The following is a 24,962-nucleotide window of genomic DNA, read 5'->3' as shown; positions in this document are numbered from 1 at the left end:
GCCATACGTTTTCGAGTTGCCAATTCGATTTTGAATGCATATGAATTCGAATATGGATATTCGAACCGCCATGCATGACGCGCTTATCGAGTGTCGCGACAAAGCCGGCTCCGTTAGCCAGCTAGCGCGCGATCTCGATGTTCCCCAACCCACCATGTGGCGCTGGCTCAACCAGACCAAGAGATTGCCGGCTGAGTACGTGCCGCTTGCAGAGAGGCTTTATGGCGTCTCCCGCATGCGTCTTCGCCCCGACGTCTACGGGCAAGGGCAGCGCCGCGCACGGCGGACGGTGGCATCATGACCCAGTTGGCATTGGAACTGGCCGCACGCCGCTCAGGCAATGCCGTCCGCACAGAATATGAACGCCAATTCTTCACGGCTTTGGCGAAATTTGCTGTGCGAGTTGATCCGCCAGTCGACGGAACTGCGCCAGCGAAGCCTGCGCAAGCTGACGCGCCTGCGCAGCCTGCTCGAGCTGATCACAGGCATCGTCCACAATGGCTACGGACATTTCGCAGTGGTCTTCTGACAGGAGCCCAGCTTCCGACAGTGCCGCTATCGATATCGCTGCCAGTTGAAACCCAGCAATGGCCAGCGGTTGCAGTAGATCCGAGGATTGTTCCGACAAGCAATTTCTCCTGGTGTGGCTTCGACTTTGGCGTCGATCCCGATCTCCACTCCGATACCTATCGGGTCACCCTTCCGCATCGTCTAAGTGAGTGCTGCAAATGAGCATTCTTGCTGACGCCCAATTATTTGGCGTCGATCCCAACACCGTCGACGAAGGGAAGCGCATCGGCTTCCTGCACGAGGACAAGGCTGCCGCGATCGGCCGGCTGATGGCCGTTGATGGGCAGCGTGACCCGATCAAGGTGGTTGCCCAGCCCAAGAACACGGCGCAGCCGTGGCGGCTGGTGACTGGCATGCACCGCCTGATCGGTGCGCGGCTGGAAGGCCTGCAGGTGTTTGCCATCGAAGTTTCGGGCAAGCCCGAAGACTTGGCCGACCTGGAAGCATCGGAAAACCTGCACCGCCGCCCGCTGGCGCCGATTGAGCGCGCCAAGTTCACGGCAGCGCTGGTCCAGGCTGCCCAAGATCGGATCGCGCGTGAAAATGGCAACCTCAAGCAGCAGCAGTTAGCCGTTCGTGCTCGCTGGGAGCGGGTCAAAGCCCATCAAATGCGCCCCGACGAAGCGCTTACCGAAGAGGTCAACGATACGTGTGCAAAGATTGCACGCGTATACAGTTGGGAGGATTCGGTAGGCGAAGCGCTCGGCATGTCGCGGCGCTCGATCCATAACGATCTGCAGCTGTTTCGCCTGCTGATCGAACCGTTTCCGGCGCTGATCGAGCCATTGGCCAAGCACCCAGTGGTGGGTGAAAACGCGTCACAGTTGCGCATGCTAGCGACCATCCGTGAGGAAGACGCGCGCCGCCGCGCGATCGAGGCGCTGCTGGCGGACAAGGAAATGAGCGCGGACGATGCGCTGATCGCCGCTGGCATTTCCGGCGATACCGGGCGCAAGCCGACGGACGAGGAAAAGAAGGTTAGCGCGATCGTCGGCAATCTCGGCCGCCTGACCGCGCCCCAGCAGAAGCGCTATATCCCGCTGATCGCCAAAGGCCTGAAATCCGACGACGTGAAGCGCCAGCTGCGCGACCTGTTGAACAGGGACTTGGGCGAGCACGCGGCCGGCCCGGCAACGGGCGCGCTCAAGACCGCGTTCCACGTGCTGACCGCGCTGCTGACTGGCGAACAGGAGATCGACGACGACACGCTGCGGGATGCCTGCGGCGCGGTGCAGAGCGCTCTGTTCGGCCTTGATGCTGAGGTGGCGAAGTGAAGCGCGGGTCGACCTTCGCGACGCTCGACCTGTTTGAGGCGCAATACGTCCTTCTGGCGCTCGATTCCCAGATCAAGCTGCTTGAGTGGAATCTGGCACGGGCTCCCAAGGCCAAGCGCTACGAATTGCGCGTCTCGGTGGGAAGGTACCAACAGCTGCGAGACCGCCTCGCCAAGCGGGTCGTGCCTGCCTTCGCCAAAATCTGCGCGGAGGTAGCGGAATGAAACGCTGGCTCCCCTCCATAGAGGTCCAAGGCAGCTGCATCGGAGCAAGCGATTATGAGGCCGAAGGCCACGTAATAGTCATCCGCTGGGGCAAGTTCATCGTCGAGCTCGGCTTTCTCAAGGTCGACCGGATTTACGCCGAGGAGCCCTCCGATGCGCGCTGAAATCTCCTCTGGCCGCAAGGCGAAGCGCCACCCTTATGACTGGTACGTCGAAGAGGGCTGGGAATGGGAGCAGATCGCCAATGCGATCGGCCTGGAAGAGGCAGAAAGCGGCGCGACGATCTGGGACCCTGCGGCCGGCCAGGGGCGCAGTGCGGAATGGCTGCAGAGCGCGGGCTTCTATGGCCGCTTCGTGCTGTCGGATATCGTCAACCGCGTCGACGTGCGGCGCTGGCAGGCATTCGAACGGCCGGAGCTCATCAGCTTCGAGAACATCTGCTTTATCGAAGACGAGTTGCAGCAGCGCGGCGAACACGCGCGCGTCTCCATCTGGTCCAATCCGCCCTTCAGCTATCGCAAGTATTGGTTCGAAGGCCGGCAGATGATCGTGAGCGAGGCATTTGTGCGGCGGGCGCTGCGCCTCGCCACGGACCGCGTCGTCATGATCATGCCCGCCAAATGGCTGGCCATGGGCAAGAAGCGCTCGTGCCTCGTGCGTATCGACAATCCGCCCCAGTTCGTCCTGCACTTCTGCGAGCGGCCTTCGATGCCTCCGGGCGACATGATCGAGGCCATGGGCAAGCGCGCCTTCCGGGGCGGCATGGTCGATTTCTGCGCCGTCGTCTGGGACGTGCGCCAGCCCACGCAACCCGGTGAAACCCGCACGATCTGGCTCCCGCCGCTGAGCGCCGGGACGATCGCGTCAATCGAAGGAGTGGATTGATGTCTGTCTCGCCCACCCGACGCCAGATGGCGCTACTTCGCTACGTCCACGGCCATATCCTGGCCACCGGCATGGCCCCCACGATTCGCGAGTGCGTGCGCGACATGGGCTTCAGCTCGAAGTCCGTTGTCCACTGGCTCCTCAAAGGCCTGCAGGAGCGCGGAACGGTTCGCATCCTGCCTGGACAAGAGCGCGGCATCGAAGTGCTGACGCCGCCCGCCATTCCCATGATCGACGGAACGCCGCTCTATGCAGTGCCTGTCGCGCTCTCGCGGAGGGTCTGATGGTCGCCTACAGCTTCAAGCCGCAGTTCGAAGAGGACATCGCGACGCTGAACAAGCGCCAGACCGTGCGGAACGAGCGAGCACGGCACGCACGGCCCGGAGAGGCCATGCAGCTTTACACCGGCATGCGGACGCGGGCCTGCCGGAAAATCCTCAATCCCGACCCCATCTGCATCGATGTGCGACCGATCCGTATCCATCTGGATAGCCGGAACCCGCTGCTGATTCACAGCATCGCCATCAACGAAGTGCCGTTGGACGACGAAGAAATCGAGCAGTTTGCCGTTGCGGATGGCTTCGGTGGCGCGCTGGCGACCGGATTTGCGCGTCAGCGGATGGGCGAGTTCTGGCTGCGCCACCACAAGTGGAACGGATTCCTGGGCGTCGTGATCCGCTGGAAGCCGGCAAAGTGACCGGCGCCGCTTCCTTGGCAGAGCACTACCGTGCGCACCGCGAGGCTTTCGAGCTGGCGCTGCAGATGGGCTGCACGCCGAGGGAAGCGGCGCGTCACTTGCGCGACCAGGCCCGTGCGCGGCGCCGCCTGTGCGGCACCGCTGCGCCTGTCGCGCTCGCCGAAAATCTTGATCCGATCGAGCAGCGCCCCGCCGAATTCTCGCAGTGGGACGCCCGCTGGATGATGAGGGACTAAGCCGATGAAAATCGCCGGCCTGATCATCAATCTGATTGCCATCGCGCTACTGACGCTGGCCTTGACCATTGTCATGCTGGCCGATGGCGAAGCGACGGCGAAGCGGAACGGCTGCACACCGCCGACTGACGCGGTGCAGCTTATCCAATGGCACGGGTGCGGCCGATGAGCCGCCCGGCCACCATTGAGTTTCGCGCGATCGATGCGGCTGCGAAGTCGGGCGATTCCTTTCTCGTGAAGCGCGGCGACGACATGGCGCTGGCACGCTGGGCGGGCGACGCGTGGGTCTATCCCGCAACGTCGGGCCGCTCGATCGATTTCGAGCCCGAGGCCTATTACGACCCAAGCTGGCGCAGCGCCGGGGCGGTGGTTCGTGGCTAAGGCACGCGCGCATCCCGACCAGCTGGGCTTTGTCTTCACCGCGCCGGTCGCGGCGACGGGCGCTGCTGCCCTGGCCGGCCTGGAACAGCGCATCTGCCGTACCGTGGGCGCGATGCTCAACAGCGACACGCGCCAGCGCGAACTGATCGCGGCGGAAATGTCGATCCTATTGGACGAGGAAGTCAGCCGGGCGATGCTTGACGCCTATTCGAGCCCGGCGCGCGACCAGCACAAAGTGCCCATGTCGCGGTTTCTGGCGCTGGTGGCGGTTACCCAGCGCCACGATCTGCTCGACCCGCTGATGCGCGAAATCGGCGCCGCGCTGCTGATCGGTGAAGAAGTGAAAACGGCCCGCCTGGGCCAGATCGAGCGCGCCATGGCGATGCTCGATGAAGAGCGCCGCAAAATTTCGGCCACCGCGCCGCTTATCCGAGGGGATCGATTCCTGTGATGCAACCGGCCCGCACCCAACAAGAAACCGCCGCGCCCGCCATCGATGGTCCGCGCGAGTGGTTCACGGCGGCCGAGCTGGCGCAGCTGCAGCTGCCCGGCCTGCCGCATGACAAGCGCGCCATGAACCGCCATGCCCGCGACAACCGCTGGCTGATCCAGCATGACAAGGCAGGCAACCCGCTGTGCCGGCCGCGCGCCGGGCGCGGCGGCGGGCTGGAATTCCACGTTTCGCTATTGCCGGGCCCAGCCCGGATCGAGCTCGGCCGCAAGATGGGCGAAACCGTCCTGATCGAAGCCGAGGACAAGGCCGCGAGCAGCTGGCGCTGGTTCGATCTACAGAGCGGGGCCGTCAAGGCCGAGGCCGAGTTTCGCGCCCGCGTCGTCGGCCAGTTCGAAACGCTGGTGCAGTCGGGCCTGTCGCGCACGCTGGCGGTCACGGTCCTGGCCCATGAAAGCGGCAAGACCGCGCAGACCATCTGGAACTGGCTCAAGCTGGTCGATGGTGTGGCGCCACACAACCGACTGCCGGCGCTGGCGCCGCAGCGCAAAGGCGGCGGGCGCGAGGCCGAGATCGACGATGAACTGTGGCGCATCTTCCTGAGCGATTATCTGCGCCTGGAAGCGCCCACAATGACCAGCTGCTATGATCGCACGGCGGCGATCGCCAAGGATCGCGGGTTGCCGATGCCGTCCGAGCGGGCCTTGCGGCGCAAAGTGGAGCGCGAAGTCGATCCGCGCGTGCTGCTGTTCCGGCGCGAAGGGAGTGAGGCGCTGCGGCGCTCGATTCCCGCGCAGCGCCGTACCGTGGCGCACCTTCACGCCATGGAAGTGGTCAATATCGACGGCCACAAGTTCGACGTGTTCGTAAAGACCGGCGACGGGCGCGTGATCCGCCCGATCATGGTGACAATCCAGGACATTCACAGCCGCAAGGTGCTGGCTTGGCGCATCGGCGGCGAGGAATCGGCGGTGCAGACGCGGCTTTGCTTTGCCGATCTGTTTCAGACGTGGGGCGTGCCGAAGGAATGCGTGCTCGACAATGGCCGCGCGTTCGCCAGCAAGTGGATCACAGGCGGCGCCAATACCCGCTTCCGCTTCAAGGTGCGTGAGGAAGACCCGACCGGCCTGCTGGTCGGTTTGGGCATCCAGATTCACTGGGCTACGCCCTATCGCGGCCAGTCCAAGCCGATCGAGCGCGCGTTCCGCGATATGTGCGACCGCATCGCCAAGCACCCGGCCTTTGCTGGCGCCTATGTGGGCAACACCCCCATGGCCAAGCCCGAAAACTACGGCAGCCGGGCAGTCGAATGGGCCGATTTCGTGGCCCAGGTGGACAAGGGCATTGCCGACCACAACGCCAAGATGGGCCGCCGCACGGAAACCGCTCGCGGGCGCAGCTTCGACGACGTGTTCGCCGAATCCTACGCCACGGCACCGATCGGCAAGGCCACGCCCGAGCTCATGCGCAAGGCGCTGCTGGCGGGTGAACAGCGGCGGATCGACGCGCGCACCGGCGAATTGCGGCTGTTCGGCAATCGCTACTGGTCGTTTGAATGCGGCCGGCTGCACGGCCAGCGCGTCACGGTGCGGTTCGACCCCGACAATCTGCTGCGCGACGTCCATCTCTACGACCAGGACGATCACTATCTGTGCTCGGCCCAGCTGCTGGGCGATGCGCTCTTCCTCGACGCGGCCGAAGCGAAGGCGACGGCCAAGCGTGTGGCTGAGTACCGGAAGAAAATCCGCGAGGCGGCCGATGCCGAAGACCTGTTGCTGGCCGCCCAGGTGGCCGCGTTGCAGGCGGGCGCACCTGAACCGGTCAAGCCCGAGGCGCAAGTGGTGCGCCCGGTGCGTTTTCGCGGCAGCGTTGCTGCGGTGCGCGCAGAACAGGCGATCCCCGAACCGCCGGCCCATGAGGCCAAGGTATTCAAGGCCCTCGGACATTTGAGGGTTGTTGAGTGAAACGGCGACGCGGGGCGAGCCTAGGAAACAAACCCCGCGCCGCCTGTCCCCAAAAAAGAGACAGGAGTTTGATAGCATGAACGACCCCAGCGCACAGCCCATCGACATCGAGGAGATGCGCTCCTGGCTGATCGATCACCGGCAGGCCACCAACTTCAGCTGGTCTGAAGTGAGCAAGCGCGTCGGCATCCCGCAGGGCACGCTGACCCAGTTCGGCAGCGTCAAAGGCTATGCCGGCGACGAAAAGAAGCTGGCCGAGGCAGTTTTCCGGTACCGCCAGCAGCTGGCGCAGCAAGCCAGCATGGCGATCGAACTACCCGAATTGCCGCCATTTTATGATACCCAGACCACCAAGGAACTGACCCACCTGCTGCACTGGGCCAAGCGTGGTCGCATGGCCGTGGCGGCGACGGGTGCCGGTTGCTCGAAGACCGAGACCGGCAAGCATTATGCCGTCTGCTATCCCAACGTCTTCCACGCCACGATGGCGCCGTCTTCGGCTGGCGTGAACAACATGCAGATCGAGGTGTTGCGCGCGATGGGCGAGCGCAATCCGAAGGGCACGCCGCAGGCGTTGACCTATCGGATTTGCGAGCTGGTGCAGAACATGCACATGCCGCTCCTGATCATCGACGAAGCGCAACATCTGACTGAAAAGTCGTTCGAGGAAATTCGCACATGGAATGACAGGGCACGCCTTGGCATCGCGATTTTCGGCAATATCAAGGCGCTCAAGCAAATTGAAGGCGGTGGGCGCGACGATGCTTTCGCCCAGCTCTATAGCCGCCTGTCCATGCGGATAATCCGCCCGGTGCCACTCAAGGCCGATGCCTTGGCGCTCGCAGAGGCGTGGGGTGTCCACGAAGAGCCGCTGGTCAATTTCATCGTCCGTATCGCCACGATCCCCGGTGGCCTGCGCGGTGCTACCTTTGCCATGGAACTGGCAACCATGATCGCGCGCGGCGAGCGCCGACCGTTGGCATTGGACGATCTGCAGGCAGCCTGGGCGCAGCTTTCTATGCGCGGAGGTGCGGCATGAGCCCGGAAAACCTTCGCCAACGGACGCGCGCGGCCATCCTGGCGGTTAAGACTGCCTTCGGTGCGCCAGGCGATTACGGCTATGGGACCAAGCAAGGCGCGGCGCTCGCAGGGCTCTATGACCTGTTCAACGAGATGGCTGCTTTTGCGCTGCTGGCACAGCATGAAACGCAGGAAAACGACGAGACCTTGGAGCAACGCCTCGCCTCTTGTCTCGCGGCGGTTGTCGACACACCGCTGCTTGAACTCTTCGATCCGGTGGGCGGCTATCAGACCAAGATGGCCGTGTATCTTGGCGCGCTGCAACCGGAATTGTCGGAACGCGCCTGCCTCTTGCTCGAGGAGGCCGGGATATGATCACGCAACTGATCCGCGCAGCCAGCATGGCCGATGCCGCGACGCTGCCGCAGCGTCAGGTATCGGTGCAGGTGAGCGGGGCGGGCGTCGAGGTCGTCGGTCGCGTCACCACGCCACTCGCGGGCGCGCGTGCCTCTCTGATGATCGATTGGGAGACGGCCCTGCGCTACCCCGATTCCATCGTGACAGCAGTCGAGATGATGACGGCGCGTGTCATTCGTGAGACGGCGCCGACGGCCGCCATCGTGGTCGAGCACGAAGCTCCCGCCTCGCCGATGGACCGCTTGCTGCGCGGCTCCCTGCTCATCGTCTCGGTGCTGGCCGTCGTGCTGACACTGCTGGGATGGAGGTTGGCATGATGGCCCGCGATTTTTCCATGCCCGTCATGACGGGCAACGCCTCGCCGGAATTCCGCTTCCGTCCGCGCCTGGTGACGGCTCATGCGCCCGCAGTCGTGCTCGCCGCCGAAGCGTTGGGCGTGGAACCGGGCGCGGTGCTGTCACGCGATAGGCACCAGCCCCTTGTGCGTGCCCGTGCGCTGGTGGTCTGGCTGCTGCGCGCGATTCCGTCGCGGCCGATGACGTACCAGCGCATCGGAGAAGTGCTTGGCGGTCTCGACCACAGCACCGTCATCCATCTGCACTGCAAGGCCATCGAGCTCCGCTTGAGCGACCGTGAATTTCGCGCTGCCTGTCGATCATTCCTGGCGCGCTTTTTCCTGACCGAGGAGGACGTCAATGTCCGCAACTAAGTTCGCGCCCAAGGCGCAATTCGACGCATCGTCCCGCGATCGGCGGCTGATGATCGCAAAGGTCAACATTGCGCGTCAGCAGCTGGATATGGACGAGGATTCCTATCGCCAGGCCATTTTTGACGCTTCTGGCCAGATGCGCTTGAGCAAGTGCACCGAGCCGCAGTTGCACCGCATCCTCGACTGGCTCAAGAGCAAGGGGTTCCAGCCCAGGCCCGGCAAGGGCGGCGCGACACATCCCATGGCCCGCAAAGCCCGCGCGCTGTGGATTTCGCTCTATCAGTTGGGCGTGGTCCACAATTCGGCCGACGCGGCGCTGGAAGCCTTCGCGAAGAGGCAGCTGGGCTGCGAGCGCCTCGCCTGGGCGCGCCAGTCCGACGGGAATAGGCTGATCGAGGCGCTCAAGAGCATGGGCGAACGCGCGGGCTGGCTGCAGCATGATCGCTGCACTGGCAAGCGCCTGGAACCGCTTGCCCTGCAGGCCGCGCTGTGCAGCGCGATCCTGGTCAAGCTGAAAGAGCGCGGCGTGGCGCCTGAGGCCTGGGCGCTACACGACGCGGCCTGGAAGCTGTGCGGCATCGAAAACGGGCGTGCGGCGCCATGGACCGCGCAGGATTACGACCGCCTCGCCGCTGCCCTGGGTGCCAAGCTGCGCGAATTCGGAGGCCCGGCCGGTTCGGGAGCAGCAGCATGATCGGGCGGTTCGACCAGAGCCGCTTGTTCGGCCCTTCGCTCTATTGGGAGCGCCGGCCGGCGATAGGTGGCGCCGATCGGCGCGAGCACCTTCGTCGCATCCGTGCCATTCGCCTCGTGGCACTGGCGCTGCTGTGCTTCTGGGCTGGGGTGGTGTTTGCCATCGTGTGGTTCCTCTGATGGCTGGCACAAAGAAAGCCGTTCGCCGTGAACTGCGCGTGTCAGACCACGCGCTGTTTCGCTGGCTCCAACACGCGCACATCGTGGATGTCGAACAGATTCGCACGATGCTGACGACTGCCCTCGATCGCGCATTCCAGGCCGGCGCAGCTATGGGCGGGCGCGAGTTCATCATCCTGGCCGAGGGTATGGTCTTTGTCGTTCGTGAGGACGTTGTCACGACGGTAATCGAAGAGGACAGCCGTCATACCCGAGCACGCGCCCTGACGAAGAGGGCAGACAAATCATGACCGAGTTGCCGGGCGTCCTGCAGCAAATCGCATCGGTGGTCGGCGAAGAGGCCGCCCTTGCGATCGCAACGGCGCGCGGCGGTACCCAAGTCTATATTCCTCCGGTGCCGCCGAGCGACCACTGGCTTTGCAAACTGATCGGCGTAGAGCGCGCGCGGCGCTTGGCCGATGAACTGACGATGGGCATCAAGGGATTGCGTCTGGAACTGCCCCTCGGCCCGGCCAGCAACGCAGCCCAGGCACGGGCTCGGGTTGATGCGATGATCAAGGCGGGTGCCTCGGAGCGTGACATCTGTCTGGCAACCCGCTACAGCATCCGCTCGATCCGGCGGCGCCGTGCCATGCTGAACACGGATCAACTTTCCCTTTTCTGATATGATCCAAGCCGCCCCGGACAGTCGTCCGGGGCGCGTCATATGGCCCACGCGGCCAGAACCGCCGCATGAGCGGCACACCCCAACCATCACCTGACGATATCCTGGTACAGGGATATTCGACGCGCTACGCGGCGGCGGCCAAGAAGCTGCTGCTGATCGAAGGCGGGTTTGTCGACGATCCCACCGATCGCGGTGGCGCCACCAAATACGGCATCTCTCTGCGCTTTTTGGCAGCGGCCGGGGCTTTCGACAGCGACGGCGACGGTATCGCCGATTTTGACCTCGATATGGATGGCGATATCGATGGCGCCGACGTGCGCAAGCTGACGCGCGGCGATGCGGTTTTCCTCTACAGCCGCCATTTCTGGCTGCCACTCAACTGCGATAGCCTGCCGATCCCGCTGGGCGAAGCCATGTTCGACCAGGGCGTGAATGGTGGTCTGAAGGCTGCCCGCAAACTGCTGCAGCGCGCGCTCAACACCTGCCTGCTGCTCATTCCCGTCTCAGCCGCGAAAAAGACCCTGCTCAAAGTCGATGGCGCTATCGGAACCGCTACGATGGCTGCGCTGCGCGAGGTGGCGATGTCCAACAGCGTTGGCATAACCGGCCTGATGAGCGCCTACCGCGACGCGGCGCGCGAGCGGTACCGGAATATTGCGGCCCGCTATCCGGCGCAAAAGCGGTTCCTCAATGGCTGGCTCGCCCGCGCGGACGCGCTGGGCAAATGATCGGCTGGCCGAAAATCGTGGCGAGCGTCGCCACAGCCGCCGGCCTCGCGGCAAGTGCGTGGCTGATCCAGGACCGCTTTCACCAAAAGGCGCTGGCTGATGCAGCTGAGCGCTGTGCCGTCGCGGCAGCCAAGGAAAAGCCGCTCGATGATTGCCTGCCGGCTGTGAAGCTTCAGATCGGCGCCGCGCGGCAGGCAGCATTCTGCGATGCGTCGCTGCTGCCCAACGCCGATGGCCGGTTTGCCATGCTCAACAGCTGCGGCCCTGGCGTGAAAAACCTGGTTGCGCGGCAGGATGCCCTGACCGTCGAGCGCGACACGCTCAACCAGCTGCTGGAACATGCCCAGGCGGATGCCAGCGCCGCCACTGCCCGCGCCGAAAGCCGGGCCACCAGTCAGCAAAAAAGGATGACCGATGCCCTTGCCGCGCTTGCCGCTGCCCCGCGCGATAGCGGCGGCCGGATTGTTTGCGATGCTGGCTGCCTGCGCCAGCTCGCCCAGTAAGCCACCGCCGGCTCGCAAGCCCGATCCGGTTATCGAGACGCGCACGGAAGTGCGCACGGTATGCCCGCCCGAGGTGACGGCGCCGCTGGCACCGCGCCCTGAGCCGGCGGCCGGCGCGGAACTGACCGGCAACGAACTGGGCATGGCCTGGCTGGGCGCGATCCTGTCGCGGCTCGGCCTGGTCGAGGGGCGCGTGCATGACGCGGCGGAGGCCTGCAAGTGATCGCCCAGGTTTCCATGCCCAAGTTCGCCGCCCTGTGGCTCCCGGCCCTGGCGATCAGCGCCACGGCCGACCCCACGCCGCGTCTTGCCGATGCTTTCACCTTCGAAATCGCGCCTGGTGTGCCGATGCCGGCGCTGACCTGCGCGATCGGGGCGATCGGCGTGCTCTGTGCCCGCCCGCTGGCCCGCCGTTCGGAGAGCACGCTGTCCTGGCCGATGTTCGCGCTGGTCAGCCTGATCATGCTGATCACGGCGCAGCTGTGGATCGTCGAAGACCGGCCCGGCCTGCTCTTTGCCTTCGTGGTGTCGCTCGGCCTGGGCTTCGCCGGTTACTCGCTGATCGAAATGGTCGGCGCCCAGGTCGCGCAGTTTGCGCGCGACACGATCGGTCGCGCGGTGGGCGCGGCGCAAGGAAAGGATGGCGACGGTGCCGCGTGATTGGATCGAGCTGGCGATCATCGCCTTCATTCTGGCCGGCATCGGCCTGACCTTCTGGAAGGCTGGCTCTGCCAACCCCGAAAGCACGGGCAGCCTGGGCAAGAAGGTCAACGCCATGTCCAGCAAGGTCGGCACGCTGTCATTGCGACTCGGCCACCTGGAAAGCGAGTTCGCCGAGCTCAAGGCCGAAGCCGCAACGACACAGGATGTGGCGCGCATCGAGCAGCTGATCAACGAGCGCATCAACACGATGCGGGTCGAGATCGCCGGGCACCGGGAGCTGGCAGAGCGAACCAACCGCAGTGTCGAGCGCATCGAGCGGCTGCTGATCGAGAAAGGATTGGGACGGTGAGGGATATGGCCGATGTCCAGGCCGCTGACGCGCGGCTCGCAATCCTGCGCACGCTGGCCGAGCAGGTCGATGGGCAACTGAACGCTCTGCTCATCCGCCGCACGCTCGATATCTACGGCATCAAGCGCGATGACGACTGGATCGAAACGCAGCTGCGCAAGATGGCCATGCTTGGCGCGATCGAACTGATCGATGCGGGCGCTCTCCCGATCGCGCGTATCGCGCCGGCTGGCCGCTCGCACTTGGAAGAACGCGCCGTACTGGCCGGCATCACGCTGCCGTCGGAACTGCGGCGGTGAGCGCGGGCGTCCCCGATGACAAGGCCGGCCAGACCCGCCGCGATGGCCGGGGCCGCCTGTCGACGATCGACCTCTTGCCCGATGAAGCCGAGGCCGATGTGGTCTGGGCGCTCGAGCAGCTGCGCGCCAACAAACTGCCGCAGACCGCGATCCTGGCCGAGTTCAACGAGCGGCTTGCCGATCGCGGCATCCCGCCCGTGTCGAAGTCGGCTTGGTCGCGCTTTGCCGTGCGCAAGGCCATCCAGTTCCGCAAGCTGGACGAAGTGCAGCGCATGTCGGCCGAGCTCGTGTCGTCGCTTGGGACCGAAGGCCCCGACCAGGTGACGGTGGCCGTGGCCGAAATGCTCAAGCTCGCCATGTTCCAGCAGCTGGAAGGCGACGTTTCGACCAAAGGCATCATGGAGCTTTCGCGCGCGCTGCAATCGGCGGTGAACGCGCAGAAGGCTTCGGCCGAGGCCCGGCGCCGGCTGGAAGAAGACGTACAGGCGCGGCTGCAGAAGGCAGCCGAGGCGGTTCAAGAGGTCGGCAAGAAGGCTGGTGTCTCGGATGAGACGCTCGCCGAAATCAACCGCCGCCTGGGGGTAGTGTGATGTCCGGCGAAAACACCGCCTGGATAAAGGTGGCCGATCAGGAAGCTGAAGCGCTGGCGCAGCTGCTGGCCACCAACGGGCGCTGCGTAATGGTGATTGTCATTGGCGCCGAAAGCGACCCGGCAGGTTCCACGTACGTTCTGCATGCGGCGGCAGGCAACACGAAAGGCGCGCACCTGCGGCAGTTTATCGCGGGCGTCGAGCGCAAGCTCGAATGGCTGAAGTCTAAGCTGGTGCGGCGGGGATAATGGGCGCGGCGAAGATCATCCCGGCTAATCCCGACGCGCTTTTTCTGCCCTACCAGGGCAAGTGGATCGCGGATGAGAGCCGCCTCAAGCTGATGGAAAAGGGGCGCCAGATCGGCATCTCCTGGTCGACCGCCTATGCCGCCGTGGCGCGAACCGGCAAGCAGGGCGCGCGGCTCGACCAGTGGGTGTCTTCGCGCGATGACATCCAGGCGCGGCTGTTCCTGGAAGACTGCAAGCTGTTTGCCGGCATTCTCGACATGGCGGCGCGCGATCTGGGCGAGCAGGCGCTCGATCCCGACAAAAACCAGACCGCCTATGTGCTGCACTTCCTGACGGGGAAGCGCATCAATTCGATGAGTTCGAACCCCGATGCCCAGGCCGGCAAACGCGGTGGGCGCATCCTGGACGAGTTTGCGCTCCACCCCGACCCGCGCAAGCTGTGGGCCATCGCTTATCCGGGTATCACCTGGGGCGGCTCGATGGAGTTGATCTCCACCCATCGCGGCAGCCACAATTTCTTCAACCAGCTGGTTCGCGAAGTAAAGGAAAAGGGCAACCCGAAGAACATCAGCCTGCACACTGTCACGCTGCAGACCGCGCTGGACGATGGTTTTCTGTTCAAGCTGCAGCGGTCGTTGCCTGCCGACGATCAAATCCAGGACATGGATGAGGCGGCCTATTTCGACTTCGTGAAGAGCGGTTGCGCGGACGAAGAGAGCTTTCTCCAGGAGTATATGTGCCAGCCCGCTGACGATGATGCGGCGTTCCTGGAATACGACCTGATCGCGCGGAACGAGTACCCGCAAGGCACGGACTGGACGGCGATCGAGAGCGGCGAGCTCTATGCCGGCATCGATATCGGCCGGAAGCGCGACCTCACCGTGCTTTGGGTTGTCGAGCGCCTGGGCGACACGTTTTACACCCGCCACGTCGAGGCGCTGGCCAAGATGACCAAGGGCGACCAGGAGAAAATCCTGTGGCCGTGGATCAGGCGCTGCCGCCGTACCTGCATCGACGCCACCGGCCTGGGCATAGGCTGGACCGACGACGCGCAGAAAGAGTTCGGCACCTACATGGTGGAGGGCGTGACGTTCACGCCAAAGGTCAAGGAAGCCCTGGCCTACCCGGTGCGCTCGCGCATGGAAGATCGCGGCTTGCGCATCCCGTATGATCCGGTGATCCGCGCCGATCTGCGCTCGGTCACCAAGCAAACAACCGAGGCGGGCAATATCCGCTTTACAGCCGAGCGCACGGACGATGGCCACGCGGACCGGTTCTGGGCGCTGGCGCTGGCCGTGCACGCCGCCTCGGCGGCCGACGGCGCGCAATGGCGTCCTGTGTCCTCGAGCACACCCGAGCGGGATGACATCGCTAACCGGCTGCTGAACGCAATCGCCTTCACCATGCTTCGCCACGGTGAAGCGACGGTGGGCGAGTTCAACGACCATCACGGGCCGGAAGGGAAAAAACTACTGCGCCTGCTCGTGCCCGAGCTGGTGATGATCGATGCGCAAGGCCGACTGCGGCCGACCAGCGCCGGGATGATGGCGCTCAGCTCCTCTTACGACAACGAAACGCCGACAGACTGGATACCGGTACGATGAAGTGGTTCACCAAAGCCCTGACCGCGATGCGCCATGTCGCGCGCGCGCCGTTCCTGGCCGGGCTGCTGAAGCGCACCCGGTACGACTATCGCAAGGAAGTGGGCGATTGCCTCGATTCCTCGGTGGTAACCGCGCCGGTTATGTGGATCGCGCGCGCGCTGCCCGAAGCCGTTCTCGAAGTGACGATGCCCGACAAGGATGGAAATCACCAGCCGGTGACCGACCATCCCATGTTGGCGCTGATCCAGCGGCCGAACGCCTATTACGGCGATATCGCGTTGTGGATGGCCACCATCTTTGCGTTCGCGATCACGGGCAACGCCTACTGGCTGATCGTGCGCAACAGCTACGGCGTGCCAGTGGAGCTGTGGTTCGTGCCGCCCTGGATGATGGAGCCCAAGTATCCGCAGGATGGCTCGGTGTTCATCAGCCACTATGAGTACAACTGCGGCGACGGCCTCGGCCCGATGTCGATCGACTTTGCCGATGTGGTGCATTTCCGGCACGGCATGAACCCGCGAAACACGCGGCTCGGCCTGGCTCCGCTCGATGGTGCGATCCGGGAAATCTTCGTCGACCTGGAAAGCAGCAACTTCGTGGCCAGCCTGTTGCGCAATATGGGGGCGCCCGGCGTAGTCATCAGCCCCAAAGGCGGCGCCATGGCCTCGGGCGATGATGTGGCGGCCACCAAGGCATGGTTCCAGCAGCAGTTCGGCGGCGACAATCGCGGCAAAACGCTGGTAATGGGTGCGCCCACCGATGTGCAGCCCTACGGCTTCAACCCGCAGCAGATGAACATGAGTGAAGGCCGGGACGTTGCCGAGGAGCGCGTCTGCGCTTGCCTCGGCATCCCGGCGGCCGTCGTGGGCTTCGGCGCGGGCCTGCAAGCGACCAAGGTAGGCGCCACGATGGAGGAGATGCGCAAGCTCGCCTGGTCGAATGGCGTGCTGCCGATGGCGCGCATGTTCGCCGATGAACTGCAGCGCAGCCTGGTGGGGCAGTTTCGTCGGCCGGCAGGGGAAAGCGTCGGCTGGGATACCTCGGCCGTCGTCGCGTTGCAGGAAGACGAGGACAAGCGTCAGACCCGCTGGAAAGAGGCGCTGGCTTCGGGCGCGGTGACGGTGTTCGAGTATCGCATGGGCATTGGCCTTCCGGCCGACGACAGCCACCGGTTCTATTTGCGCTCGATCTCGGTGATCGAAGTGCCGGAAGGCGATGGCAAGGCGCTGGCCGTGCGCGCTCCCGCGCCGGCACTGCCCGCGCCAAAAGAGCAGAAGGCCCAGGCCGGCGATGGCGCGTATCAGCGCGGCTACGCCTGGGCGCTGCTGATGCAGCAGCAGGGCGAAGGGCTGGCAGCTGCCTTTGAGCAGCGGCTTGAGAAGTGGTTTTCGCGCCTTGGCGCGCAGGCTGAGAAGGCTGCGCTGCCACTGCTCGAAAAAGACCCGAGCATGGCTGGCAAGGAAACCAAGTCCGACGACCTGATTGTCGCCATGATCCTCGACCAGCTGGGCATCACCCGTTGGGACAGCGAACTGCGCGATCTGTACCAAGCCCAGTACCTGGAAGTTGCCAAGGCCGCGAACGACGTGGCCGAGCGCGCCGGCCTGGGCACCTCGTTGCCCGACGTGGTGGCGCGATCGATCCTGGCGGCGGGCGGGCGCCGCGCCGGTCTGGTCGACCTGGAAGGACAGACCAAGGATGCGTTGTTCCAGGCGCTGGCCGAAGGGCGGGCGGAAGGCGAAGGCGCCACGGCGCTGGCGAACCGCATTGCCGACATGGTTGAGGCCGGCCCCAGCGACACGCCGCTGACCAGATCGCGCCGGATCGCACGCACCGAGACGAAGTATGCGCAGAACATCTCGACGATCGAGCGTGCCAAGGCGGCCGGCGTCACATCGCTGATCGTCTATGACGGCCTGCTCGGCCCTGGCCGATCGCTGCTGAGCCATATCGCCCGCAACGGCTCGATCGTGACGATCGCCGAGGGCCTGACCATGGCGGACGAAGAACACCCCAACGGCACCCTGAGCTTTGCCCCCAACTTTGAGGACTGACCCATGCCATTCAAGGCAGTGACGATCGAGAGCATGGACGAAACCGGCAAGGGCCGCGCACGCATCGCGCAGCTTGCCGCCGTCGACTATGATGGTGACACCTATGCACCCGGCGCGTTCAGCTGGAAAACCGGCGGCGGCCAATGGGTGCAGATGATCCCGGCGCACAACCGGCAGGCGATGCCATTCGGCAAGGCTTGGCTGTTCGAGCAGGATGGCTGGGCACTGGCCGACTTCACGCTCAACCTTGCGACCCAGACGGGGAAGGAATGGCACGAGACGCTGAAGTTCGACCTTGCCACGGGGCAGCCGGTGCAGGAGTGGAGCTACGGCTTCCAAACGCTCGACTATGCCTTCGAGCAGCGCGACGGCATGCAGGTGCGTGTGCTCAAGAAGCTCGACTGCGACGAAATCAGCCCGGTGCTGCGCGGCGCGGGCGTGGGCACGGGCACGCTGTCGATCAAGGCAGCCGCGCTCAAGGAAGGCCACTTCGCCGGCCTGATCGAGGCGCTGGGCGAACTGGCCACCGTCACGGCGGCCGATGCGTCTGTGCTTTCCGCAACGGGTCGCAAGCAGCTGGAAGACATCCAGACCGCGCTGGGCAAAGCGCTTGCGCCCGCGCCGATCGAGGCCGACGCCGGCCAGGTGGATGAAGCGCTCTACGGCTTCCTGTTGGCCCAATCGCAGAAGCATCTTCCCCGCCGAGGTTGAACCTCCGCACAGAGGCCGCCAGGGTGCCTGTGAGCGCTTTGGCGGCCGTTCCCCCGGAAAATCCCCTCGCCAGCCTTCTTAGCCCTTCTCAAACGCCAATTTCGCGCTCTTTAAGCCGGCCTGTGCCTCGGCAGTTGTCATCGGCGGGCCTGATCGGCTAGACCTGTTGCGCGGCGTATCGCCATTGCGCCATCCCTTGCATCGACAAATTGCTCAGGCCCCGGACACCCGTCCGGGGCGCTAGGCCTGTTCGAGTGCCGCCATATGGCCCGGTCTTTTGTGGACTGCGGTGCAGTGGAGATCGGCATGTCGGTACAGGAACTGAATTTGGAGCAGGCGCGCCAGAAGATGGCGGCCAAGCAGGACGAGCTGGGCAAGGTTTTCGAGCAGGCCCTGGTGACCGGCGGCGATGGCCGCAAGCAGTACGACTTCAACAAGGTGACCGTGCTGGGCGCCGACGTGAAGGGGTCCATCGCGGTGGCCGAAAAGGTCAACCAGATGAATGCCGAGCTCAACGAGCTGGGCGAGCACGTGCAGCGCCTGGACGCGGCCGAGAAGGCTGCGGCCGAACATGCGGCCCGCAATGCGCCGCAGCGCGGTTTCCGCCTGCCGGGCGGCAAGGGCGATGGACGCGGTGAGCGCAAGGAAATGAAGTCGCTTGGCGAAATGCTCGCCGAAAACAAGTCCTACCAGGACTATGCCAAGGCCGGCGCGTCGGGTGCCATCAGCCTGTCGCTGCAGGACCTGCTGCCTTCGGACATGCTGGCGATGGGCGCCGCGTTCGAAACCTTGGGTAGCAAGGCACTGCTGGCCACCAGCAGCGGCTATGCGCCGGAAAGCCTTCGCCTGCCGAACTATGTCGAGGCAGCAACGCGGCCGATCCAGCTGCTGGACATCATCCCCATGTTCCCGACCGACCAGGCCGCGATCAAGTACATGGAAGAAACCACCCGTACGCATGCTGCGGCCGAACTGGCCGAGGGTGGCACCTATGCGGAAAGCGCCTTCGTGTTCACCGAACGCCAGGGCTCGATCTCCAAGATCGGCGACAGCGTACCGGTGACGGACGAGCAGCTCGAAGACGTCACGATGATGAGCGGCTATATCAACAGCCGCCTCACCTTCGGCGTGCGGCAGCGGCTCGATCGGCAGGTGCTGATCGGCAATGGTACCACGCCCAATCTGCGCGGCATTGCCAACGTCGCTGGCATCCAGACCCAGGCGCGCGGCACCGATCCGGTGCCTGACGTTTTCTTCAAGGCGATGACGAACATCCGCGTCACCGGCCGCGCGATCCCGACGCACCATGTGATCCATCCCACCGACTGGCAGGGCGTGCGCCTGCTGCGCACCGCCGATGGTGTGTATGTCTGGGGTTCGCCCTCGGAAGCTGGCGTCGATCGCCTTTGGGGCCTGCCTGTGGTGCAGCAGGACGCCAGCGGGGCTGGCACGGGTTACACCGGCTCGTTCCAGCCTGCCTGGATCAGCCTGTTCGAGCGCCGGGGCGTCGACGTGCAGGTCGGCTATGTCGGCACCCAGTTCCTCGAGGGCAAGCGCACCGTGCGTGCTGACATGCGAGCGAACCTCACCCTCTTCCGTCCGCCGGCCTTCTGTTCGGCGACCGGCCTGTAATACCGAGGGGCTGCGATTGCGGGGTGCTGCCGTTCGGGGCGGTCCGCATAGCCCGATGCCGTGGCCGGGCGGGCCGCCGCTTCAATAGTCGGCGATAACCCAGGGCCGGTCGCCCGCCGCCGAACAGGCGGGCAAATTTCTTCAGGAGACGGCGATGCCCACGATTTCGGGTTTCTCGAAGGCCATTCAGAGCGCGATCATTCCCGGCGGGCCGGTCGGCGCGTTCAACGTGCCGGGCGATCTGCAGCCCAGCGACACGCTGCTGTCGGTGCTGCACATCACCGACGGCAACCCGGCCACCGCCGTCGAGCGCAAAAGCGAGTTCTCCATCACGGCGGGCAAGGCGAACTCGGTCACCAACACCACCACGGTCACCACGGGAGGCTTTCTCTACGTGACCTGGGTCCGCAACGACTGAGGATTTTGACCATGATGATTGCCAAAGCGCGGTTGTTCCTGACCGCTTCCCGTGATGCGCTGGTGGCCGAGGGCGATCCTGCCGGCCGCTTTCTCTTCGCCGCGCCGGGCGATGAAATCCCCGACAGTGCGGTGGAGCTTTTCGGGCTGGTCGACGGCGATCTGCCGCCCGTGGTGGCGATTGACGCTGCCGCAATCGCGGCGGCCGAGGCGCAGGCCCAGGCGACTGCCCAGGCCAAGGCCGCCGAGGAGGCTGCCGCACAGGCCGAAGCCGAAGCCAAGGCGAAGGCCGATGCCGATGCAGCCGCGCAGGCAGCAGCTGCCGCGCAAGCGGAAGCCGAAGCCAAGGCGAAGGCCGATGCCGATGCAGCCGCGCAGGCAGCAGCTGCCGCGCAAGCGGAAGCCGAGGCCAAGGCAAAAGCCGAGGCGGATGCTGCTGCGGCAAAGGCCGCCGCTGATGCTGCTGCCAAGGAGCAGACGCCGGGCGAAGACAAGGAACAGTCCGCCGGTGAAAACAAGGGCGGCAAGCGCGGCACGCCGCCTGACCAGAAGGGCGGCTGACCATGGCTCTCCTCGATCGCGTCAAGCTGCGCACCGGCAGCGATCTGCCGGATGACGAACTGCAGGCGATGATCGACGGCATCGCCCAGGAGATGGATTCGCGGTTCGGGCCGGCCGGTCCGATCACGGTGGAATTCGGAGACGTGGGCGATCCCTGCTCGCGCATGCTGCGCACCTTGCGCCTCATGCGCCCGCTCGACGCGGCGCAGCCTGTCGAGATCGAGGAGGCCGAGCCCGGCGACACCGGGCAAGCCGCATCCATTACCACGCTGGCGGCGGGCGATTACCGTGTGCTGCACGGTGGCCGCACGCTGCAGCGTCTGATCGATGGGCCGAACGGCCGCTCGTTCTGGGCGCCGCTGGTGACGGTGACGTACATGCCGATCGGCGAACAGGCGGCGCGGGACGAGGCGACGATCAAGCTGATCGCGCTCGACCTGTCCTATCGCGGCGGGCTCAAGAGCGAGCGCGCGGGCGATTACCAGTTCACGCTGGCCGACAACCATGGCGAGGAGCGCGAGCGCATCTTTGCCGGGCTCGAGGCGCGGCGCGGCATGGTGATGGCCTGATGGCCACCCAACGCGCCAGGAAGAAGCGGCCGGCGACAACCCGCGTCGTGCTCGATGCGGAAAAGGCAGCGCCCATGCTCGAGCAGCTGACCGGCCTGGGCGATGGCGCCACGCCGACCGTGATCGGTTGGCGCGGGCGCCTGGGCAACCTGACGCGGGCGCGGGCCGACTATCCAAACGGATGGTCCATCACGCTCAATTTCGCGCGCACCGGGGTGAAGATCAACGGCCAGGGCGCGCTGACCAGTTGGAGCGCCACATGGCGTGGCGCGATCAAAGGAAAGGCCAAGGCCGATGGATGAAGTAGCTGCAAAGACGGGCGCCGCGATGGAAGCGGTTAAGGCAATGCTCGACGCCATGAAAGCGCATGGTGCCGATGCGCGCGGGTTGGCGGTGTGTCGCACCCAATTCGAAACCGCATTTCTGTGGGCCGGCGTTGCGGTCTGCGGCGAGCCGATCCTCTAGGGGCATATAATGGTTGATCTGACCAAGCACGCGGCAGCGATCGTTCAGGCGATGGAAGCCGCTGACTGCGGCCACCATTTGGAGCTGACCCGACTTGTCGATGGCGTGAGCACATACACCGTCAAAGTAGGCGAGGAGACAGCAGAGTTCGAATGGCTGGACGATGCCCAGACCTGGATCGGTGAGGTCAAAACCAAGCGGAAGTCTGCGGCTATCCTTGCCGCCTGCACCGCACTTTGGAACGAAGCTGACGACATGGCCAGCGTTGGCCGAGCGCTCATGGAAGCGCTGCCCGATGGGTATCACTACAACGATTGCCCGTCTGAGATCGTGTCGGACCTGCAAAACCGGATTGCGGAACTGGAAGCCGCACGCGATCCGCTGCCGCCAATGTCCGAACTGTTCGACCACGACGAAGCAGTTGAGTGGATCTCGGCCAACTGCATGGCCATCCGGCGTGACAACGGAAATCTGGACTACAGCTTGGGCGCGATGATCAGGGCTTATGAAGCTGGCCGAGCAGCTACCTTGAAGCAGGGAGCGGCAGGCTAGTCGATGGCAGACGCCCCATCCTGCAAAGACTGCATTCATCTGGCTGGGCGCCTGACATGTGCGCGGCCGGTGGCCAGCCATTGGAATGCGGCGGCCGGGCAGCGCCGATCGCGGCTGAATGTCGACGCGGGAATCGAGCGCTCGGCCCAGCGCTCGCTTTTGCGCAAGCGGCGCTGTGGGCCGGAGGGGCTCTTTTTTGAGGGGGAAGTTGATGGCTAAGCGCGCGCCTTGGAAGTGGTATGCCACACTGGAAGGCGAGACGGACGAATACGCCTACGAGTCCGACACGCGTGAGGCCGCGATTGCTGCCATTGCTGCCGACTTCGGCGCAGGGACCGCCATCGAGGTAGTGGAAGCCCGCTTTTCAGTTGATGAGCGCTATGAAGGCCACGATTTCGTGCCGTTCATCGCAATGCGCAACGCTGAAAAAATCACGCTGGGACCGCGCGCGGCATGATCGCCGGCCGGCTCACCATGCGCGCCGCGATCGAGCGCAACGAGGCGACGGGCAGCGATGCCTGGAACGCGCCCGCTGCGCCCGTGTTCGTGTCGATCGGCGAACCGGTGGCGTGCTTCATCTGGTCTGAGAAAGCTGCCGATCTGGTCGACGGCGGCAAGAACGCCGAGACCGAAACCTATCGCGCGCTGTTCGCCCTGGCGGCGCCGATCCAGCCGCGCGACGTGATCACGACGGTCAAAAACCGTGCCGGGGTGGAAGTGCTGCCCGGCCGCATCGAGATCATGGGGCCGATTCAGCGCAAGCACACGCACTTGGAATGCAACCTGCGGAGGATCAGCTGATGCTGCGCTGGGTACGTTCATGGTTTGCGTGGCGCCGTGTGTTTGTGGCCGGCGTTTGGCTTTATCAAGAAAATGCTGTGACGGGCCGCCGCAGCGCATCACGCATCGATCGCGGCGGCTATTCGCCCGTCGATTTCGATTGGCTCGACGCTGGCATCGGGCATCCCCTGGTAAACCATATGCCCGCGTGGCGTTCGGCCGAGGGCCAAATCAGCGGAAGGTACTGCCACTGATGGCCGAGAAGTCACTCGTCTGGAAAGGCCGGGGCATCACAGCCCGCATGCGCGCCGCGCAGATCGCGGGCGTGAACCGCACGATGGGCGGGGCGGTGAACCATGCCCGGCAGAACCATACCTGGGAGAACCGCACGGGCGTGCTGACCGGCGGCGTCGATATCGTGAAGTATGCCGCCGAGGACGAAAAGGGCGTGTCGGGCACCTGGGGCGTGCACGACGTGGAATATGCACTGATCCACGAACTGGGCGGCACGATCGAGCCGAAGAATGCCAAGTTCCTGGCCATCCCGATCTCGGGCGCAGCAAAGGCGGCAGGCTCGCCGCGCATGATGAGCGGGTTGACCTATGCCCAGTCGGCAAAAGGCCAGCCGATGCTGGTAGATGGCAAGGGCACGGTGCATTACCTGCTGCGCAAGCGGGTGACGATCCCGGCGCGGCCCTATCTGCGCCCAGCGGCCGATGCGAAGTATCCCGACCTGGCTGGCAACATCCGCAAGGAATGGAACAAGCTGCGCCCTTCGAGCACGGGAGGCGAAGGCGATGCCTGAGGTACCGGCCGACGTGATCGGCGCCCTGGTCGGGTTCCTGCTGGCCGATGCCGACGTGGTGGCCAGCGTGGCTACGCGCGGTTTCGGCGCAGAGCTGCCGGCCGGCGAAGCGGCATCGATGCCGCGCGCGGCATTCGTGCTGCGGCCGAGCGGCGGCGCCACGCTCACCAGTGGCAGCTTTGCCGAGGTGGATACCCAGCGCGTCGACCTGTTCACCTATGGCCGCACGCCTGTCGAGGCTGGCATCCTGGCCGATCTGATCGCGCTGAAATTGCGGCGCCTGGAGCGAGCGACGGTGGCGGGCACGCTGCTGCACTGGGCCAAGAGCGCAGGCGGTTTTTCATCCGGGCGCGAGCCCGAAACCGACTGGCCCCGCGCGTGGCGGTCGTTCCAGGTCATGTACGCGCTGGCGAAAGTAGGAGGTTAGAATGGGCCAACCGTATGAGATTGTCGGGCAGCCGCTGTCGCTGTGGCTTGCCGTGGTAGGCACGGCGTTTCCCATCGTGACGGCAGCGCCCGCCGCGCCGTGGGTGCTGGTGGGCACGAGCGGGACGCGCAGCCAGGACGAAAACGGCGTGACGGTGACGCACAACCAGACCGTCAACAAGGTGCGGCCGGGCGGCGCGCTGGGGCCGGTGAAGGCATTCCGCAGCGAAGAAGACCTGATGTTCAAGCTGACCATCTGGGACGTGTCGCTCGAGCAGGTGCGCGTGGCACTGAACAACAACGCGCTGACCACCACGGCGGCCGGCGTCGGCACGCCCGGCACCAAGAAAATCGGGCTGAGCCGTGGGAAGTCGGTGACCGAATATGCCCTGATCGCGCGGGGCGACAGCCCCTATGGCGATGGCATGGTCGGCCAGTACCAGGTGGCGCGCTGCTATGTCTCGAACAGCCCGGCCGTGGTCTATCGCAAGGGTGTGCCGGCGGGCGTGGAAATCGAGTTCACGGCGCTGGAAGACCTGACGGCGGCGACCGAGGACGTGCGGTTCGGTTCGATCGTGTTCCAGCACCAGGCCGCGCTCTGACGTTGCGCGCTGGCGCCGATTGGCGTAGATAGCAAA

Annotated in this window: 45 protein-coding genes; 44 read left to right on the top strand and 1 reads right to left on the bottom strand. The window is 64.9% G+C overall.

Annotation, left to right across the window (positions count from 1 at the left end; genetic code table 11):
• Window positions 1–52: 52 nt before the first annotated feature.
• The gene (locus tag C8K14_RS06715; protein WP_158271879.1) at window positions 53–301 is read left to right on the top strand and encodes a YdaS family helix-turn-helix protein; all 249 of its coding nucleotides are present in this window, start codon (window positions 53–55) and stop codon (window positions 299–301) included.
• A gap of 72 nt (window positions 302–373) precedes the next feature.
• Here the strand turns inward: C8K14_RS06715 and C8K14_RS22590 are convergent, their stop codons facing one another.
• Window positions 374–628: a hypothetical protein gene (locus C8K14_RS22590; RefSeq protein ID WP_133816475.1), complete on the bottom strand. Its 255-nt coding sequence runs from the start codon at window positions 626–628 to the stop codon at window positions 374–376.
• Window positions 629–728: 100 nt separating this feature from the next.
• On the opposite strand from C8K14_RS22590, the gene C8K14_RS06710 reads away from it, so the two are divergent.
• The 43 genes from C8K14_RS06710 to C8K14_RS06515 all read left to right on the top strand — a co-directional run bounded on the left by C8K14_RS06710 (window position 729) and on the right by C8K14_RS06515 (window position 24,926).
• Window positions 729–1,844, top strand: coding sequence for a hypothetical protein (locus C8K14_RS06710; protein ID WP_107716135.1), 1,116 nt, complete (start codon window positions 729–731; stop codon window positions 1,842–1,844).
• Window positions 1,841–2,068 (top strand): hypothetical protein, encoded by a 228-nt coding sequence (locus tag C8K14_RS06705; protein WP_107716134.1) that lies wholly within the window; start codon window positions 1,841–1,843, stop codon window positions 2,066–2,068. The genes C8K14_RS06710 and C8K14_RS06705 overlap by 4 nt, the downstream gene beginning before the upstream one ends.
• Window positions 2,065–2,232: a hypothetical protein gene (locus tag C8K14_RS22585; protein ID WP_158271878.1), complete on the top strand. Its 168-nt coding sequence runs from the start codon at window positions 2,065–2,067 to the stop codon at window positions 2,230–2,232. The genes C8K14_RS06705 and C8K14_RS22585 overlap by 4 nt, the downstream gene beginning before the upstream one ends.
• The gene (locus C8K14_RS06700; protein WP_107716133.1) at window positions 2,222–2,953 is read left to right on the top strand and encodes an Eco57I restriction-modification methylase domain-containing protein; all 732 of its coding nucleotides are present in this window, start codon (window positions 2,222–2,224) and stop codon (window positions 2,951–2,953) included. Before C8K14_RS22585 ends, C8K14_RS06700 begins: the two co-directional genes overlap by 11 nt.
• A complete protein-coding gene (locus C8K14_RS06695) occupies window positions 2,953–3,237 on the top strand; it encodes a hypothetical protein (protein ID WP_107716132.1) in 285 nt (94 codons plus the stop codon). Before C8K14_RS06700 ends, C8K14_RS06695 begins: the two co-directional genes overlap by 1 nt.
• Window positions 3,237–3,650 (top strand): hypothetical protein, encoded by a 414-nt coding sequence (locus C8K14_RS06690; protein ID WP_107716131.1) that lies wholly within the window; start codon window positions 3,237–3,239, stop codon window positions 3,648–3,650. Before C8K14_RS06695 ends, C8K14_RS06690 begins: the two co-directional genes overlap by 1 nt.
• Complete coding sequence (locus C8K14_RS06685; RefSeq protein WP_107716130.1) at window positions 3,647–3,886, top strand: hypothetical protein; 240 nt, start codon at window positions 3,647–3,649, stop codon at window positions 3,884–3,886. The genes C8K14_RS06690 and C8K14_RS06685 overlap by 4 nt, the downstream gene beginning before the upstream one ends.
• 4 nt (window positions 3,887–3,890) lie before the next feature.
• Window positions 3,891–4,055, top strand: coding sequence for a hypothetical protein (locus C8K14_RS22580; RefSeq protein ID WP_158271877.1), 165 nt, complete (start codon window positions 3,891–3,893; stop codon window positions 4,053–4,055).
• A complete protein-coding gene (locus C8K14_RS06680) occupies window positions 4,052–4,267 on the top strand; it encodes a hypothetical protein (RefSeq protein ID WP_107716129.1) in 216 nt (71 codons plus the stop codon). The genes C8K14_RS22580 and C8K14_RS06680 overlap by 4 nt, the downstream gene beginning before the upstream one ends.
• Window positions 4,260–4,718: a hypothetical protein gene (locus tag C8K14_RS06675; RefSeq protein WP_107716128.1), complete on the top strand. Its 459-nt coding sequence runs from the start codon at window positions 4,260–4,262 to the stop codon at window positions 4,716–4,718. The genes C8K14_RS06680 and C8K14_RS06675 overlap by 8 nt, the downstream gene beginning before the upstream one ends.
• A complete protein-coding gene (locus C8K14_RS06670; RefSeq protein ID WP_107716127.1) occupies window positions 4,718–6,682 on the top strand; it encodes a transposase domain-containing protein in 1,965 nt (654 codons plus the stop codon). The genes C8K14_RS06675 and C8K14_RS06670 overlap by 1 nt, the downstream gene beginning before the upstream one ends.
• 76 nt (window positions 6,683–6,758) lie before the next feature.
• Window positions 6,759–7,721, top strand: a complete 963-nt coding sequence (locus C8K14_RS06665; protein ID WP_107716126.1) for an AAA family ATPase — start codon at window positions 6,759–6,761, stop codon at window positions 7,719–7,721.
• Window positions 7,718–8,077: a hypothetical protein gene (locus C8K14_RS06660; protein WP_107716125.1), complete on the top strand. Its 360-nt coding sequence runs from the start codon at window positions 7,718–7,720 to the stop codon at window positions 8,075–8,077. Before C8K14_RS06665 ends, C8K14_RS06660 begins: the two co-directional genes overlap by 4 nt.
• Window positions 8,074–8,436, top strand: a complete 363-nt coding sequence (locus C8K14_RS06655; RefSeq protein ID WP_107716124.1) for a hypothetical protein — start codon at window positions 8,074–8,076, stop codon at window positions 8,434–8,436. Before C8K14_RS06660 ends, C8K14_RS06655 begins: the two co-directional genes overlap by 4 nt.
• The gene (locus C8K14_RS06650; protein ID WP_158271876.1) at window positions 8,433–8,828 is read left to right on the top strand and encodes a helix-turn-helix domain-containing protein; all 396 of its coding nucleotides are present in this window, start codon (window positions 8,433–8,435) and stop codon (window positions 8,826–8,828) included. The genes C8K14_RS06655 and C8K14_RS06650 overlap by 4 nt, the downstream gene beginning before the upstream one ends.
• Window positions 8,815–9,522, top strand: coding sequence for a regulatory protein GemA (locus C8K14_RS06645; RefSeq protein ID WP_107716122.1), 708 nt, complete (start codon window positions 8,815–8,817; stop codon window positions 9,520–9,522). Before C8K14_RS06650 ends, C8K14_RS06645 begins: the two co-directional genes overlap by 14 nt.
• Window positions 9,519–9,701 carry a hypothetical protein gene (locus tag C8K14_RS06640; RefSeq protein WP_107716121.1) on the top strand — a complete coding sequence of 61 codons (183 nt, stop codon included), beginning with the start codon at window positions 9,519–9,521 and terminating at the stop codon, window positions 9,699–9,701. The genes C8K14_RS06645 and C8K14_RS06640 overlap by 4 nt, the downstream gene beginning before the upstream one ends.
• Window positions 9,701–9,991: a hypothetical protein gene (locus C8K14_RS06635; protein ID WP_107716120.1), complete on the top strand. Its 291-nt coding sequence runs from the start codon at window positions 9,701–9,703 to the stop codon at window positions 9,989–9,991. The genes C8K14_RS06640 and C8K14_RS06635 overlap by 1 nt, the downstream gene beginning before the upstream one ends.
• Window positions 9,988–10,365 carry a helix-turn-helix domain-containing protein gene (locus C8K14_RS06630; protein ID WP_107716119.1) on the top strand — a complete coding sequence of 126 codons (378 nt, stop codon included), beginning with the start codon at window positions 9,988–9,990 and terminating at the stop codon, window positions 10,363–10,365. The genes C8K14_RS06635 and C8K14_RS06630 overlap by 4 nt, the downstream gene beginning before the upstream one ends.
• 68 nt (window positions 10,366–10,433) lie before the next feature.
• Window positions 10,434–11,096 carry a glycoside hydrolase family 108 protein gene (locus tag C8K14_RS06625; RefSeq protein ID WP_107716118.1) on the top strand — a complete coding sequence of 221 codons (663 nt, stop codon included), beginning with the start codon at window positions 10,434–10,436 and terminating at the stop codon, window positions 11,094–11,096.
• A complete protein-coding gene (locus C8K14_RS06620) occupies window positions 11,093–11,599 on the top strand; it encodes a hypothetical protein (RefSeq protein ID WP_107716117.1) in 507 nt (168 codons plus the stop codon). Before C8K14_RS06625 ends, C8K14_RS06620 begins: the two co-directional genes overlap by 4 nt.
• The gene (locus C8K14_RS06615; RefSeq protein ID WP_107716116.1) at window positions 11,568–11,822 is read left to right on the top strand and encodes a hypothetical protein; all 255 of its coding nucleotides are present in this window, start codon (window positions 11,568–11,570) and stop codon (window positions 11,820–11,822) included. Before C8K14_RS06620 ends, C8K14_RS06615 begins: the two co-directional genes overlap by 32 nt.
• 14 nt (window positions 11,823–11,836) lie before the next feature.
• Window positions 11,837–12,259, top strand: a complete 423-nt coding sequence (locus tag C8K14_RS06610) for a hypothetical protein (RefSeq protein WP_108338587.1) — start codon at window positions 11,837–11,839, stop codon at window positions 12,257–12,259.
• Window positions 12,240–12,611 carry a hypothetical protein gene (locus C8K14_RS06605; protein WP_107716114.1) on the top strand — a complete coding sequence of 124 codons (372 nt, stop codon included), beginning with the start codon at window positions 12,240–12,242 and terminating at the stop codon, window positions 12,609–12,611. Before C8K14_RS06610 ends, C8K14_RS06605 begins: the two co-directional genes overlap by 20 nt.
• Window positions 12,612–12,616: 5 nt before the next feature.
• Window positions 12,617–12,910, top strand: a complete 294-nt coding sequence (locus C8K14_RS06600) for a hypothetical protein (RefSeq protein WP_107716113.1) — start codon at window positions 12,617–12,619, stop codon at window positions 12,908–12,910.
• Window positions 12,907–13,500, top strand: coding sequence for a phage protein Gp27 family protein (locus tag C8K14_RS06595; protein ID WP_107716112.1), 594 nt, complete (start codon window positions 12,907–12,909; stop codon window positions 13,498–13,500). Before C8K14_RS06600 ends, C8K14_RS06595 begins: the two co-directional genes overlap by 4 nt.
• Entirely contained in the window at window positions 13,500–13,748 is a 249-nt protein-coding gene (locus C8K14_RS06590) for a hypothetical protein (RefSeq protein WP_107716111.1), read from the top strand. The genes C8K14_RS06595 and C8K14_RS06590 overlap by 1 nt, the downstream gene beginning before the upstream one ends.
• Window positions 13,748–15,352, top strand: a complete 1,605-nt coding sequence (locus C8K14_RS06585) for a terminase large subunit domain-containing protein (RefSeq protein WP_107716110.1) — start codon at window positions 13,748–13,750, stop codon at window positions 15,350–15,352. The genes C8K14_RS06590 and C8K14_RS06585 overlap by 1 nt, the downstream gene beginning before the upstream one ends.
• Entirely contained in the window at window positions 15,349–17,406 is a 2,058-nt protein-coding gene (locus tag C8K14_RS06580) for a phage portal protein (protein WP_199223697.1), read from the top strand. The genes C8K14_RS06585 and C8K14_RS06580 overlap by 4 nt, the downstream gene beginning before the upstream one ends.
• 3 nt (window positions 17,407–17,409) lie before the next feature.
• Window positions 17,410–18,117, top strand: a complete 708-nt coding sequence (locus C8K14_RS06575; RefSeq protein WP_107716109.1) for an HK97 family phage prohead protease — start codon at window positions 17,410–17,412, stop codon at window positions 18,115–18,117.
• Window positions 18,118–18,423: 306 nt separating this feature from the next.
• The gene (locus C8K14_RS06570) at window positions 18,424–19,749 is read left to right on the top strand and encodes a phage major capsid protein (protein ID WP_107716268.1); all 1,326 of its coding nucleotides are present in this window, start codon (window positions 18,424–18,426) and stop codon (window positions 19,747–19,749) included.
• A gap of 154 nt (window positions 19,750–19,903) precedes the next feature.
• On the top strand, window positions 19,904–20,167 hold the full coding sequence (locus C8K14_RS06565) for a hypothetical protein (protein WP_107716108.1): 264 nt from the start codon (window positions 19,904–19,906) through the stop codon (window positions 20,165–20,167).
• 11 nt (window positions 20,168–20,178) lie between these two features.
• Complete coding sequence (locus C8K14_RS06560; RefSeq protein ID WP_133726771.1) at window positions 20,179–20,727, top strand: hypothetical protein; 549 nt, start codon at window positions 20,179–20,181, stop codon at window positions 20,725–20,727.
• A gap of 2 nt (window positions 20,728–20,729) precedes the next feature.
• Complete coding sequence (locus tag C8K14_RS06555) at window positions 20,730–21,296, top strand: hypothetical protein (RefSeq protein WP_107716106.1); 567 nt, start codon at window positions 20,730–20,732, stop codon at window positions 21,294–21,296.
• Window positions 21,296–21,598: a hypothetical protein gene (locus tag C8K14_RS06550; protein ID WP_107716105.1), complete on the top strand. Its 303-nt coding sequence runs from the start codon at window positions 21,296–21,298 to the stop codon at window positions 21,596–21,598. The genes C8K14_RS06555 and C8K14_RS06550 overlap by 1 nt, the downstream gene beginning before the upstream one ends.
• On the top strand, window positions 21,591–21,761 hold the full coding sequence (locus C8K14_RS22575; protein ID WP_158271875.1) for a hypothetical protein: 171 nt from the start codon (window positions 21,591–21,593) through the stop codon (window positions 21,759–21,761). The genes C8K14_RS06550 and C8K14_RS22575 overlap by 8 nt, the downstream gene beginning before the upstream one ends.
• Window positions 21,762–21,770: 9 nt before the next feature.
• The gene (locus C8K14_RS06545) at window positions 21,771–22,313 is read left to right on the top strand and encodes a hypothetical protein (protein WP_107716104.1); all 543 of its coding nucleotides are present in this window, start codon (window positions 21,771–21,773) and stop codon (window positions 22,311–22,313) included.
• A gap of 211 nt (window positions 22,314–22,524) precedes the next feature.
• The gene (locus C8K14_RS06540; protein ID WP_107716103.1) at window positions 22,525–22,770 is read left to right on the top strand and encodes a hypothetical protein; all 246 of its coding nucleotides are present in this window, start codon (window positions 22,525–22,527) and stop codon (window positions 22,768–22,770) included.
• A 17-nt stretch (window positions 22,771–22,787) separates the two neighbouring features.
• The gene (locus C8K14_RS06535; protein WP_199223696.1) at window positions 22,788–23,114 is read left to right on the top strand and encodes a hypothetical protein; all 327 of its coding nucleotides are present in this window, start codon (window positions 22,788–22,790) and stop codon (window positions 23,112–23,114) included.
• Window positions 23,114–23,347 carry a hypothetical protein gene (locus C8K14_RS06530; RefSeq protein ID WP_107716101.1) on the top strand — a complete coding sequence of 78 codons (234 nt, stop codon included), beginning with the start codon at window positions 23,114–23,116 and terminating at the stop codon, window positions 23,345–23,347. Before C8K14_RS06535 ends, C8K14_RS06530 begins: the two co-directional genes overlap by 1 nt.
• Window positions 23,347–23,898 carry a phage morphogenesis protein gene (locus C8K14_RS06525; protein WP_107716100.1) on the top strand — a complete coding sequence of 184 codons (552 nt, stop codon included), beginning with the start codon at window positions 23,347–23,349 and terminating at the stop codon, window positions 23,896–23,898. The genes C8K14_RS06530 and C8K14_RS06525 overlap by 1 nt, the downstream gene beginning before the upstream one ends.
• Window positions 23,891–24,325, top strand: coding sequence for a DUF3168 domain-containing protein (locus C8K14_RS06520; RefSeq protein ID WP_107716099.1), 435 nt, complete (start codon window positions 23,891–23,893; stop codon window positions 24,323–24,325). Before C8K14_RS06525 ends, C8K14_RS06520 begins: the two co-directional genes overlap by 8 nt.
• A gap of 1 nt (window position 24,326) precedes the next feature.
• Window positions 24,327–24,926, top strand: coding sequence for a hypothetical protein (locus C8K14_RS06515; RefSeq protein ID WP_107716098.1), 600 nt, complete (start codon window positions 24,327–24,329; stop codon window positions 24,924–24,926).
• Window positions 24,927–24,962 lie beyond the last annotated feature (36 nt).

Source organism: Novosphingobium sp. GV079 (genome assembly GCF_003058045.1).
In the GTDB taxonomy this organism is placed as follows: Bacteria; Pseudomonadota; Alphaproteobacteria; order Sphingomonadales; family Sphingomonadaceae; genus Novosphingobium; species Novosphingobium capsulatum.
This window is presented reverse-complemented; position numbering and strand designations above follow the sequence as displayed.